The organism is Pseudomonas sp. SJZ077 (genome assembly GCF_007993905.1).
Taxonomy (GTDB): domain Bacteria; phylum Pseudomonadota; class Gammaproteobacteria; order Pseudomonadales; family Pseudomonadaceae; genus Aquipseudomonas; species Aquipseudomonas mandelii.
The window spans coordinates 42,711-59,398 of the sequence record NZ_VIUJ01000016.1; the positions used below are offsets into that span (position 1 = coordinate 42,711).

The 16,688-nt window shown below is 60.5% G+C and carries 15 protein-coding genes; 5 read left to right on the forward strand and 10 right to left on the reverse strand.

Annotated elements, in window-relative coordinates; all coding sequences use genetic code 11:
• Positions 1–870 (reverse strand): ABC transporter permease, encoded by an 870-nt coding sequence (locus tag FBY01_RS22175; RefSeq protein WP_010458758.1) that lies wholly within the window; start codon positions 868–870, stop codon positions 1–3.
• Positions 867–1,886, reverse strand: a complete 1,020-nt coding sequence (locus FBY01_RS22180) for an ABC transporter ATP-binding protein (RefSeq protein ID WP_010458760.1) — start codon at positions 1,884–1,886, stop codon at positions 867–869. Before FBY01_RS22180 ends, FBY01_RS22175 begins: the two co-directional genes overlap by 4 nt.
• A gap of 244 nt (positions 1,887–2,130) precedes the next feature.
• On the opposite strand from FBY01_RS22180, the gene FBY01_RS22185 reads away from it, so the two are divergent.
• A complete protein-coding gene (locus tag FBY01_RS22185; RefSeq protein WP_077749754.1) occupies positions 2,131–2,967 on the forward strand; it encodes an IclR family transcriptional regulator in 837 nt (278 codons plus the stop codon).
• Positions 2,968–3,032: 65 nt separating this feature from the next.
• On the opposite strand, the gene FBY01_RS22190 is transcribed toward FBY01_RS22185, so the two are convergent.
• The gene (locus tag FBY01_RS22190; protein ID WP_010458764.1) at positions 3,033–3,785 is read right to left on the reverse strand and encodes an anti-sigma factor; all 753 of its coding nucleotides are present in this window, start codon (positions 3,783–3,785) and stop codon (positions 3,033–3,035) included.
• Positions 3,782–4,288 (reverse strand): RNA polymerase sigma factor, encoded by a 507-nt coding sequence (locus FBY01_RS22195; protein ID WP_010458766.1) that lies wholly within the window; start codon positions 4,286–4,288, stop codon positions 3,782–3,784. Before FBY01_RS22195 ends, FBY01_RS22190 begins: the two co-directional genes overlap by 4 nt.
• 158 nt (positions 4,289–4,446) lie before the next feature.
• Between FBY01_RS22195 and FBY01_RS22200 the strand changes: the two genes are divergently transcribed.
• Positions 4,447–5,538 (forward strand): catalase family peroxidase, encoded by a 1,092-nt coding sequence (locus FBY01_RS22200; protein WP_077749755.1) that lies wholly within the window; start codon positions 4,447–4,449, stop codon positions 5,536–5,538.
• On the forward strand, positions 5,535–6,080 hold the full coding sequence (locus FBY01_RS22205) for a cytochrome b (RefSeq protein WP_010458769.1): 546 nt from the start codon (positions 5,535–5,537) through the stop codon (positions 6,078–6,080). The genes FBY01_RS22200 and FBY01_RS22205 overlap by 4 nt, the downstream gene beginning before the upstream one ends.
• Positions 6,081–6,123: 43 nt before the next feature.
• On the opposite strand, the gene FBY01_RS22210 is transcribed toward FBY01_RS22205, so the two are convergent.
• Entirely contained in the window at positions 6,124–7,275 is a 1,152-nt protein-coding gene (locus tag FBY01_RS22210; protein WP_010458771.1) for a M14-type cytosolic carboxypeptidase, read from the reverse strand.
• A gap of 483 nt (positions 7,276–7,758) precedes the next feature.
• Entirely contained in the window at positions 7,759–8,097 is a 339-nt protein-coding gene (locus FBY01_RS22215; RefSeq protein ID WP_010458773.1) for a DUF6124 family protein, read from the reverse strand.
• Between the two features lie 129 nt (positions 8,098–8,226).
• Between FBY01_RS22215 and FBY01_RS22220 the strand changes: the two genes are divergently transcribed.
• Positions 8,227–8,874: a LexA family transcriptional regulator gene (locus FBY01_RS22220; RefSeq protein ID WP_077749758.1), complete on the forward strand. Its 648-nt coding sequence runs from the start codon at positions 8,227–8,229 to the stop codon at positions 8,872–8,874.
• 39 nt (positions 8,875–8,913) lie between these two features.
• On the opposite strand, the gene FBY01_RS22225 is transcribed toward FBY01_RS22220, so the two are convergent.
• The 4 genes from FBY01_RS22225 to FBY01_RS22240 form a co-directional block, all read right to left on the reverse strand.
• On the reverse strand, positions 8,914–10,869 hold the full coding sequence (locus FBY01_RS22225; protein WP_145309566.1) for an acetyl/propionyl/methylcrotonyl-CoA carboxylase subunit alpha: 1,956 nt from the start codon (positions 10,867–10,869) through the stop codon (positions 8,914–8,916).
• Positions 10,869–11,684: a gamma-carboxygeranoyl-CoA hydratase gene (locus FBY01_RS22230; RefSeq protein ID WP_145309569.1), complete on the reverse strand. Its 816-nt coding sequence runs from the start codon at positions 11,682–11,684 to the stop codon at positions 10,869–10,871. Before FBY01_RS22230 ends, FBY01_RS22225 begins: the two co-directional genes overlap by 1 nt.
• Before the next feature lie 125 nt (positions 11,685–11,809).
• Entirely contained in the window at positions 11,810–13,414 is a 1,605-nt protein-coding gene (locus tag FBY01_RS22235) for a carboxyl transferase domain-containing protein (protein WP_010458780.1), read from the reverse strand.
• A gap of 105 nt (positions 13,415–13,519) precedes the next feature.
• Positions 13,520–14,683, reverse strand: coding sequence for an isovaleryl-CoA dehydrogenase (locus FBY01_RS22240; RefSeq protein ID WP_077749759.1), 1,164 nt, complete (start codon positions 14,681–14,683; stop codon positions 13,520–13,522).
• A 293-nt stretch (positions 14,684–14,976) separates the two neighbouring features.
• On the opposite strand from FBY01_RS22240, the gene FBY01_RS22245 reads away from it, so the two are divergent.
• Positions 14,977–16,674 carry an AMP-binding protein gene (locus FBY01_RS22245; RefSeq protein WP_145309571.1) on the forward strand — a complete coding sequence of 566 codons (1,698 nt, stop codon included), beginning with the start codon at positions 14,977–14,979 and terminating at the stop codon, positions 16,672–16,674.
• The last annotated feature ends 14 nt before the right edge of the window (positions 16,675–16,688 follow it).

The following is a 16,688-nucleotide window of genomic DNA, read 5'->3' on the forward strand; positions in this document are numbered from 1 at the left end:
TTATCCCAATGACTTCTTGTAGCGGCCTTCGATCATCCGGTTCCACGACAGCATGATCAGCAGGTTGAGCAACAGCAGCGCGACCGCGATGGCCGCGCCCATCGGCCAGTTGAGCTCCGACAGGTATTGGTCGTAGATCAACGTGGCGACCATCTTCAAGCGACGTCCGCCGAGCAGACCGGGAATGGCGAACGAACTGGCGGCCAGACCAAACACAATCAAGGTGCCCGAGAGCACGCCGGGCATGATCTGCGGCAACACCACCTGGCGCATCACCGTGAAGTGGCTGGCCCCCAGCGACAGCGCGGCCTGCTCGGCGGCGGGGTCGAGTTTTTGCAGCGAGGTCCACACCGGAATGATCATGAACGGCAGCATCACGTGCACCAGCGCAATCACCACCGCGAACGGCGTGTACAGCAACTTCATCGGTGAGCCACCAAAGGCTTGCAGGGTCTGATTGACCAGCCCGTCGGCACCCAGCAGCAGGCTCCAGCCGAAGGCACGTACCACCACCGAAATCAGCAGCGGCGTGAGGATCAGAATCAGGAAGATCGAGCGCCAGGGTGCGCCCATACGGCTGAGGATGTAGGCCTCGGGTACGCCGATCACCACGCAGAGCAGGGTGGTCAGGGCGCTGATCCACATCGTGCGCAGGAAGATCTCGTAGAAGTACGGATCGCCCAGCAAGCTGCTGTAGTGGTCGAGGGTGAAGGCGTCGCCGTTGATCCCCGAGCTGTAATCGAAGACGTTGAACGACAGCACCAGAGTCAGCAGCAGCGGGATGATCAGCAGGCCGAGGTACAACGCCAGGGCCGGTGCCGACAGCCAATACCCCTGGCGTCCCTGGCGGATGGCAGCAAGCGTACTCATGCCGGCACCTCATCCACGCTCAGTACCCGCAGCAAGGTCGCGTCCCAATCGAGTCCGACTGCTGTGCCTTCGGTCAAGGGTGCCGAGCCGTCGTTGCGGCGCACCACGCTGAGTTCGCCCAAGTTCGTCGAGACGCCGTACAACCATTGGCTGCCAAGGAAGAAACGGCTGACGATCTGGCCTTGCAGCCGACCTTGGCCGTGCTCCCGCAGATCGATTTTTTCCGGGCGCAGACTCAGGGTCAGTTCACCGCCCCTTTGCACCTGGACCACGCCCGCGCCATCACGCTCGCCGGGCAGCAAATTGGCTTTGCCGACGAACCCGGAAATGAACTCGGTGCGTGGGTGTTCATAAAGGGTGTAGGGCGCGTCGATCTGGGTGATGCGCCCGGCCTGCATCACCACCACGCGGTCGCTGATGGACAGTGCTTCGGACTGATCGTGGGTGACCATCAACGTGGTGATCCCGACTTCACGCTGGATGCGGCGGATCTCGAACTGCATCTCTTCGCGCAGGTTGGCGTCGAGGTTGGACAGCGGCTCATCGAGCAGCAGCACGGGAGGTTCGATCACCAGCGCCCGGGCCAGCGCGACACGCTGACGCTGGCCACCGGAGAGTTCCCGTGGGTAACGCTCGGCGTGCTGATTCAGGCGCACCAGTTTCAACACCCGATCCACTCGTTGCTGCAACTCGGCGCCTGGCACTTTGCGCATCCGCAGGCCGAAGGCGACGTTGTCTTTGACAGTCATGTGCGGGAACAGCGCGTAACTCTGGAACACCACGCCCAAGCCACGGCTGGCGGGTTTGGCGTGGGTGATGTCGCGACCGTCGAGCAGGATGCGTCCGCTGCTGACTTCGACGAAGCCGGCGATCATTTGCAGGGTGGTGGTTTTGCCGCAGCCGGAGGGGCCGAGCAGGGACACGAACTCGCCTTTCTCGACCGAGAGGTTGGTGGCGACGACGGCGTCGATCTCGCCGTAACGTTTGCCGAGTCCTTCAAGTTGCACAAAAGCCATGACTGCGCTCCACCTGAGATTGTTATGCGTCGCCCGAAGGCGCGCTTTTTTGTATGGGCAGATACGAAAAGATGTTGCGGGGTGCGTTGGCGCTCGACTTCAGTCGGCTGCCGCTGTTGTTCGAATCGCCCCTGTCTGGACGCAGAGTAGGACGAAGAATAGGATGGGCTCAATGGCCTATTTCACTGAAGCGATGACTATTTTCAGTTTCATTCGGTGAGTAAATTTTTTGTCGAGTAATCACATGCCTGATTCCACTGAGCGGAATGAAAACAAAAATGAAGTCGGTGTCGGGGCCGTGTCCAGACTGTTTGCCGTGTTGCGCAGTCTGGGTGACGCCGTCGAGGGCGGGGAGCGTGTGACCCAACTGGCCCAGCGTATCGGCCTGTCGCAACCGACCACGCACCGTTTGTTGCGCAGCCTGATGGACGAAGGCATGGTCGAACAGGACGCTCGCAGCAAACGCTATCGCTTGAGCCTGGATTTTTTTGCGTTGGCGGCGCGGGCCGGCAACACCGGGAATTTGCGCGAACTGGTGCGACCGTCGTTGCTGCGACTGTCGGCTTCGTTGGGGGATTCGTTGTTTTTACTGGCGCGCAGCGGGTTTGATGCAATCTGCCTGGACCGCAGTGAAGGGCCGTTTCCGATCCGCACCTTTACCGGCGATATCGGCGGGCGGGTGGCGCTGGGCGTCGGCCAGGGCAGTCTGGCGATTCTGGCGTTTCTGCCGGAAGAAGAGCGCGATACGGTGATCCATTACAACTTGCCGCGGCTCAAGGATTTTCACCTGTACGACGAGGTGTTCCTGCGTTCGGAAGTCGAGAGCGTGCGCACGCTGGGTTACGCCGGGCGCAACACTGGCGTACTGCAAGGCATGGCCGGCGTGGCGGTGCCGATTCTCGATCGGGAAGGACGGGCCGTGGCGGCGTTGAGCGTGGCCACGGTGAGTGATCGCCTGGGGCCGGATCGTTTGCCGACGGTGGTGGAGATGCTCAAGCGCGAAGCGGCGCTGATCGGGCCGCGGATCAATCCGTTTGATCCGCTGCTGCGTAGGCCTTCGCAGGTGTTCGGGCAGGGCTGAGCGCATTCTCCAAATAACCGCCGCTCCCCCTTTAGGAGTGAGCCTGCAGGGGAATGCGGTGGTGGTCAGAATTGGGTGGTTTGCTTGAGCCTCTGCGCCGCTGGCGTATCGCTCGGGCTGACCATCGCATAGTTGTAGCCGGCGCCGGACCAATACTCGGCCTGCAACTCGCCATCGCTGCGACTGCCCCGAGGCAGCAGGTTGTTTTTCGGTCCTGGTGGTCGCACGTAGAAGCTGATCTTGTGACCGCCCTGGTCTTCGTAAACCACCATCGCTGCCGGCCCTTGCTCGGTGCTGAGCAAGCGACCACTGACCGGCTTGTACCCCGAATCCGTCAGGTCCGGCAGTCGGTTGGCGCGGGTGAAATAACGGTCGAGCCAGGCCTGCATGTCACCGTCGTCGCTGACCTTGAAGTCGGCCGGCAGAATGCCTTGCTGGGCGATCAAGCGGTAAGCCTGCAGGGCATCGGTCATCGGCGGTTGCGCGCTGACCAGTGTCATTTCCCGCGCCTGCCAGCCGCTCAGTCCACCGACGCTGACGGCGATCAAGAGCACCGCGGCGCTGGCCAGATGACGGCGCGACTGGCGTTTGATCCGCTGGCGAATCAGCGCCGGGTCGAGGTCCGGGTTGGCCGTATGGTGCAACGCGCCGCTCATGGCCGCGCGCAGGTGCTGGGCGTCCTGCTGCCAGGCGCGCACTTGCGCGGCGGTTTGAGGGTTGCTGGCCAGGTAAGTCTCGACCAGGCGTCGGTCGGCGTCATTGAGTTGATGATCGACGTAGGCGTGCAGGTCGCGTTCGCTCGGGGGCATGCTGATCATTTGAGTATCCGCAGAGAAGGGCTGGTGATTTCGCCGTCGCTGAGTTGGCGCAGGGCCTGACGGGCGCGGGACAGGCGGGACATCACGGTGCCGGTGGGGACGTCGAGAATCTCGGCGACCTCTTTATAACTCAAACCTTCCACCGACACCCAGAGCAGCAGCGCACGCTGTTCGGTGGTGAGTTGGTCGAAGGCTTGCAGCGTCGATTGGGCGAGCACGGTACGTTCTACCGACGGTTGCGCATCGTCACGACCGGTAAAGAATTCGAGCATCCGCGCATAACGCCGGGAGCGCCGGTGGGCGTCGAGAAACTGCCGATAAAGGATCGAAAACAACCACGCGCGCAAGTCGCCCTCTGGGCGTTTGTCGCCCCAGCTCGACAGGGCGCGCTCCAGGCTCGACTGCACCAGATCGTCGGCGCTGCTGGGATTGCGGGTCAGCGACACGGCAAACCGTCGCAACCTGGGAATGATTTCTCTGAGTTGTTCGTCGATATCGTTCATGAAGTTCTGACTAGTCACTACGCTGTGGACTAGGAAGACGCCCGGCATTGGAGGTTATTCCACGTCCGGAAAAATAAATACCGGGCGATGGAATAAAGCGCTGTGGCGTACGTCTGCTTGGTTCTTCTCACTTGTGGCCGATGGCCCTGGAGTCATTCATGGTAGATCGTTCATCACCGCCCACCCGGCCACCGCTGAGTGCTGCAAGCCTGACGTTACGCCTGGGCGGCATTGCCGTGGTAGTCGCGGCGCTGGCCGGTGCTTTTGCCTACGTCAACGGCACGCTCGACCCACACCGCCTGACGCCGAAAAAGCTGATCAATGTGCTGGAAACCAACAACGGTGTGCACCCCGGATTTCGCCGTAACCACTCAAAAGGGGTATGCGTGATCGGGCATTTCGAAAGCAGTGGCGAGGCGCGCAGCTATTCCAGCGCCCAGGTCTTCAACGAGGCGCAGACCCCTGTGGTCGGGCGTTTTGCCTTGCCTGCGGGTAATCCCTACGCGCCGGACAGCAGCGTGCCGATCCGCAGCATGGCGCTACGTTTTACCCAGGCCAACGGCCAGCAATGGCGCACCGGGATGAACAGCATGCCGGTGTTCCCGGTGGGTACGCCTGAAGCGTTCTATCAATTGCAGCAAGCGCAATCGCCGGATCCGGCCACCGGCAAGCCCAATCCTGCGGCGGTTCCGGCGTTCTTTGGAGCTCACCCGGAAGCCGCGCCATTCCTGGCCTGGATCAAGACGGCCAAGCCTTCGGCCAGCTATGCGACGGAGACGTACAACAGCGTTAACGCGTTTTACCTGGTGAACGCGGCCGGCCAGCGCCAAGCGGTGCGCTGGAGCATGACGCCGGTTGCCCAGGATGCTGCGGGTGCCACGGCGCCTGAAGGGGCTGACTTTCTTGAAAAAGACCTGGTTCAGCGTTTATCCGCCGGGCCGCTGCGTTGGCAGTTGAACATCACCCTGGCTAACCCCGGTGATCCGGTCAACGACGCCAGCAAGGCCTGGCCTGACGGTCGCAAAGTGGTGAATGCCGGCACCTTGGTGCTGGAACGCACCCAGCCGCAACTCGATGGCGAATGCCGCGACATCAACTATGACCCGCTCGTATTGCCGGCCGGTATCGAAGGCTCCGACGACCCATTGCTCGCCGCTCGCTCGGCGGGGTACGCCAGTTCCTATCTGCGCCGCACCAGTGAAGTCAAACAGTTGCCTGCCGCCAACGCTAAACAGGAGGCTCATCAATGAGTGCTCAACCGAATCATTTCGCGCCGTTGGCGCGGCTGCTGCATTGGCTGATGGCGCTGATGGTCATTGCAATGCTGTTTATCGGCGCGGGCATGGTGGCCTCGGTGTCCGAGCGGCATGAGTGGCTGATCCATCTGCACAAACCGTTGGGGATTGCGATTCTGCTGCTGGTGATCGTGCGCCTGGTCGTTCGTTTTTCCACTCGGCAACCACCGTTGCCGGCGGATTTGCCCGGATGGCAGGCACTGGCGGCGAAGGCTTCGCATGTCTTGTTGTACGCGTTGATGTTCATTTTGCCGCTGCTGGGCTGGGCGATGATTTCAGCGGCCGGGGATCCGGTGATGCTCAGCAATTCGTTCCAGTTGCCGTCGATCCTGCCCGCCAATGCGCAGATGTTTGCGTTTTTGCGCAAGGCTCACGGGTATCTGGCGTACTTGCTGTTTCTGACCGTGTTGCTGCATCTGGCGGCAGCGTTGTTTCACGGTTGGGTGCGGCGTGATGATGTGCTGGACAGCATGTTGCGCGGGAAGGATCGCGGCTGAAGGCATCATGGCTGCATGCCGGGCATGCAGCCATCGAGGGTGATCAGCGCAGGGTATCGATCATATCGGCAACGGTCGTCAGCACGTCCTTGCCCAACTGCTTGGAGCGCTTGCCCGACCAGCCGGTCAAGGCGTTCGGCGCATCGTTGTTGTCCTTGAAGGGCATCTCCAGGGTCAGCGACAGGCAGTCGAATTTCTGACCGACACTGTTACAGGCCAGCGTCATGTTGGCTTTGCCCGGTTCGTCACGGGTATAGCCGTGCTTGGTCTGGAAGTCCTTGGTCAGATGTTTCAGATGGCTGCGGAAATGCTCTTCGAGTTTTTCGATCCGCGGCGTGTAGCCCGGGTTGCCTTCGCAACCGGCGGTGAATACGTAGGGAATTTCTTCATCGCCATGGATGTCGAGGAACAAGTCGACGCCGTACTTTTCCATCTGCTGCTGAACGAACAGCACTTCCGGGCTGATGTCCTGGCTGGCGCTCTGCCAGGCGCGATTGAGGTCCTGGCCCATGGCGTTGGTGCGCAAGTGACCGTGAAAGGCGCCGTCTGGGTTCATGTTCGGCACCAGGTACAGGTCGGCGCTGGCCAGCAGTTTGTTCAGTACCGGGTCGTCGTGCTTTTCCAGGCGTTCGATCACGCCTTCCATAAACCATTCGGCCATGTGTTCGCCGGGGTGTTGCTGGGCAATCATCCAGACTTTGCGCTGACCTTCGGCGCCGCTGCCTTTACGCAGTAACTGGATGTCACGACCTTCCACGCTTTTGCCGGTGGCGAGCAGTTCGGTGCCAGCCTTGGTCAGCGCCTGTTCGATCAACCAGTCGTGACGGCCACGGCTGTAGGGTTCGAAGTAGGCAAACCAGGCGTGGGTGGCCGTGGCTTCGAGGCTGAAGCGCAGGCAGTCGCCTTCGAAGATGGTCGGTACGCGGAACCAGTTGACGTGGTCGTAGGACGCCACCGCCTGATAACCGTCCCAAGCCTTGTTGTACGAGGATTTGCTGGCATTGTTCAGACGAAACCAGTGCTCCTGACCGACATGCAGACCACTGGCCTTGAAATGAAACCACTGGAAATGCTGGCTGCGGGTGTCCGGTTTGATGGCCAGCAGGGCTTGAAGTGGATTGCTGATGTCCAGCACTTCAATGTTGCCGCTGTCGAAATTTGCGCTGATGTCGAAAGAGGATTTAGCCACGGTCATAGTCGATTCCTGAATATGATTTTTATGGCTGCTACTTTACACGCTGGGAAGGGAAAAACCGGGGGAAATTGCGGGGTAAAAGGGGGGCGTCTTCCTTGACGCAGACGCAGCTTAGAGACTGTGTGATTGATTCTCAAGCGCTATTTTTCATTAGTTTGGTCCAATGATGCCGGGCTTCTCTTGCCAATGGATATTCTTTTGATATCATCCGCGCCAATCGAATTCGCAACACCTGAAGACTTCATTAGCCTGAAGCCAAAGCCAGAATAACTGGCAAAAAAAGACCCGGCAAAAAGCCGGGTCAAAAACCGTGATTAGCCTGATGAGGAGATAGTCCAGGAGACCGACCTAAGGTCTCTTGGTCCATCGACTGATCTCGCGACCAGCTGCATGCAATAATAATCATTCTCGTTTGCAAGTCAAATGATTTTATCTGCTCGATTGGAAAATTCTTTCCCGTCTTTCCTCAAAAGTGCGTCCGGCTCAAACGCGCTGACCCTGTAAAGAACGATCAATCATCGCCTTGGCCATATCGATCATATGCACCGTCGAAAAGGCCAGGTCCCGACTTGCGCCGTGCAAGTTGCTGGCCGACTCGTAGGCGGTCGCTGCGGCACAGCGCAACAGATCCGACGCATGCACCAGCGCTTCTTCACCGCTGACCGCAGGGTTCACATCAAAAAATCGCTCCTCGACCACCGCTTCTGACACAGTTGGTTTCAAGTAATAGTCCAAGGCTTTTTGCGCGGCGGCGTTGCCTTTGGGCGAGGTGAGGGTGGTGTCCATTTGCATATCCGACAGGTCATTGCGGGGTAACGTCATGGCGATGGCAAGCTCCGTGATAGATTCAGATCCGTGAACCAATCCTAGTACTAACTGTATTTGTGACGAGAATTTAAATACTACAATTTGTGTTTTGTTGCCCGGAGTCCGCCACGTATCGTGCCGCCCATGGATAAATGGATTGAGTTGGTCAAAGCCAAGATGAGTGAGTTGAAAGTCACTCAGGAAGTACTCGCCGATCGCCTCGGGATGTCCCAGGGCGGTGTGGGTCACTGGCTGAATAAGCGCCGTCAGCCGAGCATCGAAGACATGAATCGTGTCTTGCGGGCGCTCGGGATGGATTTTCTGGAAGTGGCGATGGTCATTCGGGAGCCTTTGGTCGTACCGGACGACGAGATGCCCCTGACGCAAAAGTACAACCCGTACTTCCGTTACCCGGTCAGTGACTGGCGCGAGCCTGCGCAGCTGCGTGACGGTGAGCTATCGGTCTACGGCAAGCCGCGTTTCGAACTGACCGATTACCACGCTCAGGGCGCGGCCTTCTGGCTCGAGGTGGTCGGCGACGCGATGACCGCGCCCAGCGGAATCAGCATTGCCGAAGGCATGATGATCCTGGTGGACCCGGCCATTGTGCCGGAACCCGGAAAGCTGGTGATCGCGCAATGGGCGGGCAGTGTTGAAGCGATCTTTCGCAAGCTGATCGAAGAGGGCGGGCAGCGTTACCTGGTCCCGCTCAATCCGACATATCCGAAAGCCCTTTTCACCGAAGAGTGTCGAATCCTCGGCGTGGTAGTTCAGGCAACGGCCAAATTCTAATCAGATCGGTCCTCGCAATGCGTAGGACCGATCTTCATTTCACGCTTCTTCCAGTTCGACCAACGCACTGCCTTCGCTGACCATCTCGCCTTCCTGGCAGTACAGCGCCTTGATCACCCCGGCATGGGGCGCGCGAATGCTGTGCTCCATCTTCATCGCTTCCAGCACCACCAGTTGCGCACCGGCCTCAACCGTTTGCCCAGCCTCGACCAGCACGCGCACGATGCTGCCGTTCATGGGCGCGGTGAGCCCACCCTGATGACTGTGACTGGCTTCAACGGCGCTGATCGGGTCGTAAGCCTCGATGCGGCGCAATTCCCCTTCCCACTGCAGATACACAACCTCGCCACGGCGAATGACCCGGTGCTGGCGGCGCACGCCGTTGTGCTCGGTCAGCAGCTGTTCGCCCTTGAGCTGTGCGGTGTGGGCATCAACGTTACCCAGCGTCAGCGCCCGGTCTTGTCCTTCACAACTGAGGTGGAGGGTGATTTCCCTCGGCAGTCCAGCACGAAAACCATTGCCCACAGCCCAAGGCGAGCTCGGGTCATCAGCGCGCGGAGAACCTGGCTGGCTCTGGGCAAACGCCTGAGCGGCGGCTTGCCAGAACGCATCACTGAGGTCCGCAGGCTCTGGCAACAATTGCTCCTGATAACGCGGAATAAACCCCGTATCCAGTTCTGCCGCAGCGAATGCCGGGTGAGCGATGATCCGGCGCAGGAAGTTGATGTTGGTCTTCAGCCCGCCGATCGCAAACTCATCGAGCATGCTCAACAATCGCAGCCGCGCCTGCTCACGGTCCTCGCCCCAGGCAATCAGCTTGCCGAGCATCGGGTCGTAGAACGGCGAGATCTCGTCGCCTTCTTCCACACCGCTGTCGACCCGACGTCCCGGACCTTCGGCCGATTCGCGATACAACGCCAGGCGCCCGGTGGCCGGCAGGAAATCATGGCTCGGGTCTTCGGCGTACAACCGCACTTCAATCGCATGGCCGATCAACGGAACCTGCTCTTGAGTCATCGGCAACGCTTCACCGCGCGCCACACGAATCTGCCACGCCACCAGGTCGAGGCCGGTGATCGCTTCGGTGACCGGGTGCTCGACCTGCAGACGCGTGTTCATCTCCATGAAGAAAAACTCGCCGCGCGAATCCAGCAAAAACTCCACGGTGCCGGCGCCGACATAGCCGATGGCCTGTGCCGAACGCACGGCAGCTTCGCCCATGGCGCGACGCAGTTCCGGACTCAAGCCAGGAGCAGGCGCTTCTTCGACGACTTTCTGATGGCGACGCTGAATCGAGCAGTCACGTTCATTGAGGTACAGGCAGTTACCGTGCTGATCGGCGAACACCTGGATTTCCACATGACGCGGCTTGAGCAGGTATTTCTCCACCAGCATCCGCGAATCGCCAAACGAGGATTTTGCTTCACGCTGCGCCGAGGCGAGGGCTTCGGCCAGCTGGCTGACGTCCTCAACCACTTTCATGCCTTTGCCGCCGCCACCCGCTGTCGCCTTGAGCAACACCGGATAACCGATGCGTTCGCAGGCATCGCGGAAGGTATCGAAGTCCTGGGCTTCGCCGTGGTAGCCGGGCACCAGGGGCACACCGGCGGTTTCCATCAAGGCTTTGGCGGCCGACTTGCTGCCCATCGCGTCAATGGCCGAGGCGGGCGGGCCGAGGAAGATCAGGCCAGCGTCTTCAATGGCGCGGGCGAACCCGGCGTTCTCGGACAAAAAGCCATAACCGGGGTGAATCGCCTGAGCGCCGCTGGCCTTGGCCGCAGCGATCATTTTATCGATTTGCAGATAGCTGTCAGCGGCTTTGCTGCCGCCGAGGTCGACGCGGATATCCGCTTCGCGGCTGTGCCGGGCGTCGCGGTCAGTGGCGCTGTGCACGGCCACGGTGGTCAGGCCCAACGCCTTGGCGGTGCGCATCACCCGGCAGGCGATTTCGCCACGGTTGGCCACCAGCAGAGAGGTAATCACAGGTGCGCTCATCAACGCGGCTCCTTGGGGGTGGTCGGTGCTTGCCAGCTCGGCGGACGTTTTTGCAGAAAAGCCCGAAGACCTTCCTGGCCTTCGGGGCTGACGCGGATGCGGGCGATGGCATTCTCGGTGTAACGGCGCAGCGCCGGGGTCAGCGCGCCGTTGCCGACTTCACGCAGCAAGTCCTTGCTGACGCGCATGGCGGCCGGGCTGTTGAGCAGCAGGTTGTCGATCCACTTCTCCACGTTCTGCTCCAGCTCAGCGACCGGATAGCTCTCCGACAACAGGCCGATTTCCCGCGCCCGTTGCCCGCCGAAACGTTCAGCCGTCAGGGCATAACGGCGTGCTGCGCGCTCGCCGATGGCTTGCACCACGAACGGGCTGATCACCGCCGGCGCCAGGCCGATGCGCACTTCTGACAGACAGAACTGCGCGTCATCGGTGCCAATCGCCATGTCGCAGCAACTGATCAGGCCCAGCGCGCCGCCGTAGGCCGCGCCTTGCACCACGGACAGGGTCGGGATTTTCAGCTTGGCAAGGTTGTACATCAATTCCGCCAGTTCCCGGGCGTCGTCGAGGTTGGTGTGGTAATCGAGCTCGGCCGATTGCTGCATCCAGGCCAGGTCGGCACCGGCGCTGAAATGCTTGCCGCGACCGCGCACCAGCAGAAACCGCAGGCTGGCATCGGTTGATACTTTGTCCAGTGCGAGGATCAGTTCGCGGATCATCTCGGCGTTGAATGCGTTGTTCTTTTCTTCACGGCTGAGCCACAGGGTCGCGAAACCTCGTGGGTCGGTCAGCAGTTCGAGGGTGTTGAAGTCGCTCATGTTTGTCCGTCTCCACAACTCTATTCTGTGGGAGCGAGGCTTGCCCGCGAAGGTGGTTTGTCAGTCACATCGATGCTGGATGTGCCAATGCCTTCGCGGAAAAGCCTCGCCCCTACAGGGTCGGATCACATCCGGAACACGCCGAAGCGGCTCGGTTCGATTGGCGCGTTCAGCGACGCGGACAAGGCCAGGGCCAGCACGTCGCGGGTCTGCGCCGGGTCGATGACGCCGTCGTCCCACAGCCGTGCGCTGGAGTAATAAGGGTGGCCCTGTTCTTCGTATTGATCGAGGATCGGTTGCTTGATCTCGGCTTCCTGCTCGGCGCTGAAACCCTGGCCACTGCGCTCGGCTTGCTCGCGCTTGACCTGCACCAATACGCCAGCCGCTTGCTCGGCGCCCATCACGCCGATGCGCGCGTTCGGCCACATCCACAGGAAGCGCGGATCGTAGGCGCGTCCGCACATGCCGTAGTTACCGGCGCCAAAACTGCCGCCGATGATCACGGTGAATTTCGGCACCTTGGCACACGCCACGGCGGTCACCAGTTTTGCGCCGTGCTTGGCGATGCCGCCGGCCTCGTATTTCTGGCCAACCATGAAGCCGGTGATGTTTTGCAGGAACAGCAAAGGAATGCCGCGCTGGCAAGCCAGTTCGATAAAGTGCGCGCCTTTCTGCGCGGCTTCGGCGAACAGGATGCCGTTGTTGGCGAGGATCGCGATAGGGTAACCGTGCAGATGCGCGAAGCCGCACACCAGCGTGGTCCCGAACAGCGCCTTGAATTCGTCGAACACCGAACCGTCGACCAGTCGCGAGATCACCTCGCGCACATCGAACGGTTGCTTGGCGTCGGCCGACACCACGCCGTACAGCTCATCGCTGGCGTAGAGCGGGGCGATGGGTGTGCGCTGCTGCAGTTCGCCGAGCTTGCGCCAGTTGAGGTTGGCGACGCTGCGCCGCGCAATGGCCAGCGCGTGTTCATCGCTCTCGGCGTAGTGGTCGGCGACACCGGAAATCTTGCAATGCACATCAGCCCCGCCGAGGTCTTCGGCGCTGACCACTTCGCCGGTCGCGGCTTTCACCAACGGCGGACCGGCGAGGAAAATGGTGGCCTGCTGGCGCACCATGATCGCTTCGTCAGCCATCGCTGGCACATAAGCACCACCCGCCGTGCAAGAGCCCATGACCACGGCAATTTGCGGGATGCCCATGGCGCTCATGTTGGCCTGGTTGAAGAAGATCCGTCCGAAGTGCTCGCGGTCTGGAAACACTTCATCCTGACGGGGCAGGTTGGCACCGCCCGAATCCACCAGATAGATGCACGGCAGGCGATTCTGCTGGGCGATGGTCTGGGCACGCAGGTGTTTTTTCACCGTCAGCGGGTAATACGAGCCACCTTTCACTGTGGCGTCGTTGGCGACGATCATGCACTCGACGCCTTCGACACGGCCGATCCCGGCAATCACGCCCGCCGCCGGAACGTCTTCGCCGTAGACCGCGTAGGCCGCCAGTTGGCTGATCTCTAAAAACGGTGAGCCCGGATCGAGCAGGCGATTGATCCGTTCACGCGGCAGCAATTTGCCCCGCGAGGTGTGACGTTCTTGCGCCTTCGGACCGCCACCTTGCTGCACTTGGGCGAGCAGGGTGTGCAGGGCGTCGACCTGTTTGAGCATCGCCGCGCTGTTGGCCGCGAACTCCGCCGAACGGGGGTTGAGCTGGGTATGCAGAATCATGGGGCTACTCCGTAGCAGCTTCGAGTTGCAAGCGACAAGCTACAAGTTGAAGCAAGAGCACGGTCCTCTTGCAGCTTGAAACTTGCCGCCTGCCGCTGACGAAATTTATTTCGTTTCGTTGAACAGTTCGCGACCGATCAGCATGCGACGGATCTCACTGGTGCCAGCGCCGATTTCGTACAGCTTGGCGTCACGCAGCAGACGACCGGCCGGGAATTCGTTGATGTAGCCGTTGCCGCCAAGAATCTGGATCGCGTCGAGGGCCATTTGCGTGGCGCGTTCGGCGCTGTAGAGGATCACGCCGGCGGCGTCCTTGCGGGTGGTTTCGCCACGCTCGCAGGCTTGGGCCACGGCATACAGATAAGCGCGGCTGGCATTGAGTTGGGTGTACATGTCGGCGACTTTGCCCTGGATCAGCTGGAACTCGCCGATGCTTTGGCCGAACTGCTTGCGGTCGTGGATGTAGGGAACGATCAGGTCCATGCAGGCCTGCATGATCCCGGTCGGGCCGCCGGACAGCACGACGCGTTCGTAGTCGAGGCCGCTCATCAGCACTTTCACGCCGCCGTTGAGCACGCCGAGGATGTTTTCTTCCGGCACTTCGACGTCATCGAAGAACAGCTCGCAGGTGTTGGAACCGCGCATGCCGAGCTTGTCGAATTTATTGCTGCGGCTGAAGCCTTTCGAATCACGTTCGACGATGAACGCGGTAATGCCGTGGGGGCCTTTTTCCAGGTCGGTCTTGGCGTAGATCACGTAGGTGTTGGCGTCGGGGCCGTTGGTGATCCAGGTCTTGCTGCCGTTGAGCACGTAGTGATCGCCACGTTTGTCGGCACGCAGCTTCATCGACACCACGTCGGAACCGGCATTCGGTTCGCTCATGGCCAGGGCGCCAATGTGTTCGCCGCTGATCAGCTTCGGCAGGTACTTGGTTTTCTGTTCGTGATTGCCGTTGCGGTTGATCTGGTTGACGCAGAGGTTGGAGTGCGCGCCGTAGGACAAGGCGACTGACGCCGAGCCGCGACTGATTTCTTCCATGGCGACCACGTGAGCCAGGTAGCCCAGGCCAGCACCGCCATATTCTTCCGCGACGGTAATGCCCAGCAGGCCCATGTCGCCGAATTTGCGCCACAGGTCAGCCGGGAACAGGTTGTCGATGTCGATCTGAGCGGCGCGCGGGGCGATCTCTTTGGCGACGAAGGACTGAACCTGATCGCGCAGCATGTCGATGGTTTCACCGAGGGCAAAGTTCAGGGATGGGTAGCTCATGGGTCACCTTTTGGCTTTTTTGTCGGTTAGTGAGGCCGTCAATTGGCTCTCACCTTTACGTTAACGTAAGCCTGTGACGAATGGCTGTCAATCACCCTTTACGTTAACGTCAACTTGAGCGACAGTAGGGCCAGTTCAAGATCGAACAGCGGCAAATCCTGTAGGAGCGAAGCGTGCTCGCGAAAGCGTCAGATCAGTCGACTTCAGTGTTGAATGTACTGGCCTCTTCGCGAGCACGCTTCGCTCCTGCAGGTTGGGTCGCCCACCCGCAAATAAAGACAATAGGGGTCGTCATGGATCAACCCAGTGCAAGCCCGCAGCGCAGCTATACCCGTGGTTCCCAGGAAAAAGCCTTACTGGCGATGACCATCGGTCAAGCATTCGACAACACCGTCGCGCAATACCCGGCCGGGGAGGCGCTGGTCGTGCGCCATCAACAGTTGCGCTACACCTGGCAGCAACTGGCCGAGGCTGTCGACCTGCACGCCAGAGCTCTGTTGGCGCTGGGCTTGCAGGCCGGTGACCGCCTCGGTATCTGGGCACCGAATTGCGCGCAGTGGTGCATCAGCCAGTTTGCCAGCGCGAAAATCGGTGTGATCCTGGTCAACATCAACCCGGCCTACCGCAGCTCCGAACTTGAATACGTGTTGAAGCAATCCGGCTGCCAATGGCTGGTCTGCGCCGGTGCGTTCAAGACCTCCGACTACCACGGGATGCTACAGGGCCTGGTGCCTGAGCTGGCGGAGCAATCCATCGGAAAGCTGCACAGCGAATGTCTGCCAGACTTGCGCGGCGTCATCAGTCTGGATGCACAACCCCCGTCGGGCTTCCTGCCTTGGTCGCAACTGGGCGATCTCGCCGCCAGTGTGTCCGCCGAACAATTGCGTGAGCGCCAGGACAGCCTGCATTTCGATCAGGCGGTGAACATCCAGTACACCTCCGGCACCACCGGTTTCCCGAAAGGCGCGACCCTCAGTCACTACAACATTCTCAACAACGGGTACATGGTCGGCGAAAGCCTCGGGCTGACGGCCCATGACCGCCTGGTGATCCCGGTGCCGTTGTATCACTGCTTCGGCATGGTCATGGGCAATCTCGGCTGCATCACCCACGGCAGCACCATGATCTACCCCAACGATGCGTTCGACCCGCTGCTGACCCTGACCACGGTGGCCGAAGAAAAAGCCACCGCACTCTACGGCGTGCCGACCATGTTCATCGCCATGCTCGATCACCCGCAACGTGCCGACTTCGATCTGTCGAGCCTGCGCACCGGGATCATGGCCGGGGCGACCTGTCCGATCGAGGTCATGCGCCGGGTCATCAATGAAATGCACATGAGCGAAGTGCAGATTGCCTACGGCATGACGGAAACCAGCCCCGTGTCGTTGCAGACCGGTCCATCGGACGAGTTGGAACTGCGCGTCACCACCGTCGGCCGGACTCAGCCGCAGCTGGAAAGCAAGATCATCGACGAGGCCGGCAACCTGGTGCCGCGTGGCACCATCGGCGAACTCTGCACCCGCGGTTACAGCGTGATGCTCGGTTACTGGAACAACCCGCAAGGCACCGCTGAAGCCATCGATCAGGCGGGCTGGATGCACACCGGCGACCTGGCGAGCATGAATGATGAGGGTTACGTGTGCATCGCCGGGCGCAACAAGGACATGATCATCCGCGGCGGTGAGAATGTTTACCCCCGTGAGCTGGAAGAGTTCTTTTTCACCCATCCGGCGGTGGCGGACGTGCAAGTGATCGGGATTCCGTGTTCGCGCTATGGCGAAGAGATTGTCGCCTGGATCAAATTCCACCCGGGCCACAGTGCGACAGAACAAGAGCTGCAAGCGTGGTGCAAGGAACGCATCGCGCACTTCAAGACGCCGCGTTACTTCAAGTTCGTGGAAGAGTTTCCGATGACCGTGACCGGCAAGATCCAGAAATTCCGGATGCGCGAGATCAGTATCGAGGAATTGCGCGAAAAGCAGGTCTGACAAATTCGCCCTTG

Excerpts from the sequence above, each read along its gene's own strand:
- FBY01_RS22230 (WP_145309569.1), bottom strand. The coding sequence starts at position 11,684 with ATGAGCGACTTCAACACCCTCGAACTGCTGACCGACCCACGAGGTTTC.
- FBY01_RS22245 (WP_145309571.1), top strand. The coding sequence starts at position 14,977 with ATGGATCAACCCAGTGCAAGCCCGCAGCGCAGCTATACCCGTGGTTCC.
- FBY01_RS22210 (WP_010458771.1), bottom strand. The coding sequence starts at position 7,275 with ATGACCGTGGCTAAATCCTCTTTCGACATCAGCGCAAATTTCGACAGC.
- FBY01_RS22180 (WP_010458760.1), bottom strand. The coding sequence starts at position 1,886 with ATGGCTTTTGTGCAACTTGAAGGACTCGGCAAACGTTACGGCGAGATC.
- FBY01_RS22225 (WP_145309566.1), bottom strand. The coding sequence starts at position 10,869 with ATGAGCGCACCTGTGATTACCTCTCTGCTGGTGGCCAACCGTGGCGAA.
- FBY01_RS22240 (WP_077749759.1), bottom strand. The coding sequence starts at position 14,683 with ATGAGCTACCCATCCCTGAACTTTGCCCTCGGTGAAACCATCGACATG.
- FBY01_RS22220 (WP_077749758.1), top strand. The coding sequence starts at position 8,227 with ATGGATAAATGGATTGAGTTGGTCAAAGCCAAGATGAGTGAGTTGAAA.
- FBY01_RS22215 (WP_010458773.1), bottom strand. The coding sequence starts at position 8,097 with ATGACGTTACCCCGCAATGACCTGTCGGATATGCAAATGGACACCACC.
- FBY01_RS22195 (WP_010458766.1), bottom strand. The coding sequence starts at position 4,288 with ATGAACGATATCGACGAACAACTCAGAGAAATCATTCCCAGGTTGCGA.
- FBY01_RS22175 (WP_010458758.1), bottom strand. The coding sequence starts at position 870 with ATGAGTACGCTTGCTGCCATCCGCCAGGGACGCCAGGGGTATTGGCTG.
- FBY01_RS22200 (WP_077749755.1), top strand. The coding sequence starts at position 4,447 with ATGGTAGATCGTTCATCACCGCCCACCCGGCCACCGCTGAGTGCTGCA.
- FBY01_RS22205 (WP_010458769.1), top strand. The coding sequence starts at position 5,535 with ATGAGTGCTCAACCGAATCATTTCGCGCCGTTGGCGCGGCTGCTGCAT.
- FBY01_RS22235 (WP_010458780.1), bottom strand. The coding sequence starts at position 13,414 with ATGATTCTGCATACCCAGCTCAACCCCCGTTCGGCGGAGTTCGCGGCC.
- FBY01_RS22185 (WP_077749754.1), top strand. The coding sequence starts at position 2,131 with ATGCCTGATTCCACTGAGCGGAATGAAAACAAAAATGAAGTCGGTGTC.
- FBY01_RS22190 (WP_010458764.1), bottom strand. The coding sequence starts at position 3,785 with ATGATCAGCATGCCCCCGAGCGAACGCGACCTGCACGCCTACGTCGAT.